Here is a 1,431-nt window from a genome sequence, read left to right as displayed (position 1 = left end):
CGGGGGCGCCGCCTGCTGGCCCAGCTCGAACTCGAATTGGAAGAGCTGGAGACGACACTCGCCGAGGACGCGCCCGAAAATGCGGCGGATCCCGCCGTCCGTGCGACAGCACCCAGGAGCAACCGGGGGCGCCAGCCCCTGCGTGCCGATCTGCCGCGCGAGCGGGTCGTCATCCCCGCACCGACACAGTGTCCGTGCTGTGGCAGCGATCGTCTGAGCAAACTGGGGGAGAGCGTCACCGAGACGCTGGAGGTGATCCCGCGCCAGTTCAAGGTCATACAGACGGTGCGGGAGAAGTTCACCTGCCGGGACTGCGAGAGCATCACCCAGCCACCCGCCCCCTTCCATCCGATCGCGCGCGGACGCGCCGGCCCATGGCTGCTGTCGACCATCCTGTGCGACAAGTTCCTGCAGCATCTGCCGCTGAACCGCCAGAGCGATGCCTTTGCCCGCGAAGGGATCGATCTCGACACATCAACGCTGGCCGACTGGGTGGGAGCCTGCACCGCGACGCTGGCCCCCCTGACTACGCTGATCCGGGCGCATGTGCTGGCGGCACAACGCCTGCACGCGGACGACACCACCGTGCCGGTTCTGGCGAAAGGCCGGACAGTCACCGGACGATTGTGGAATTATGTGCGTGATGATGGTCCATTTGGTGGGCCAGCACCGCCAGCCGTCTGGTTCCGGTATTCCCGGGACCGCAAGGGCGAACATCCCACGGACCATCTCACCGGCTGGACCGGCATTCTGCAGTCAGACGCCTATGCGGGTTATAATACTCTGGCGAAACCGGGACGCCAACCCGCGCCGGTTGTCTCCGCCGGATGCTGGGCGCATGGACGCAGGGGACTGTTCAAAATCGCCGAGAGGGACAAGGCGCCCCTCGCCATAGAGGCAGTAGGCAGGATCGACGCCATATTCCAAGCCGAGCGCACCATCAACGGTACGCCCCCAGAACATCGGCTGGCAGTCCGTCAAACAGACATAGCCCCTCTGGTCGACGATCTGTTCGACTGGATGCGGGAGTGTTGCCGGCGCATGTCGACAAAAAATCCCGTTGCCCACGCCATGAACTATTTTCTCAGACGTGCCGATACATTCACACGATTCCTCACTGACGGCCGGATCTGCCTCTCAAACAATGCAGCAGAACGCGCCCTGCGCGGCATCGCCCTGGGCAGGAAAGCCTGGTTGTTCGCCGGGTCCGATCGTGGCGGAGAGCGCGCCGCCGCCATGTATTCCCTGATCGTCACCGCGCGCCTGAACGATGTCGATCCCCATGCATGGCTCGCTGATGTCCTGGCACGGATCAATGACATCCCCAATCCACGCCTCCATGAACTCCTGCCCTGGCACTGGAAAGCCCACCAGCAGGTCCACAATACCATCGCCGCCTGAATACGCCCGCGTCTCCCGCCGGATGCTTAC

Annotated in this window: 1 protein-coding gene; it reads left to right on the top strand. The window is 64.1% G+C overall.

The window, feature by feature from the left end:
• Window positions 1-1,401, top strand: a 1,401-nt coding sequence (gene tnpC, locus CFR79_RS15365; protein WP_110548460.1) for an IS66 family transposase, incomplete at its 5' end; no start/stop codon positions are given.
• Between the last annotated feature and the right edge of the window lie 30 nt (window positions 1,402-1,431).

Source organism: Komagataeibacter saccharivorans, from assembly GCF_003207825.1.
In the GTDB taxonomy this organism is placed as follows: Bacteria; Pseudomonadota; Alphaproteobacteria; order Acetobacterales; family Acetobacteraceae; genus Komagataeibacter; species Komagataeibacter saccharivorans.
The sequence above is the reverse complement of the archived record's forward strand: the minus strand, read 5'-3'. Positions and strand labels throughout refer to the sequence as shown.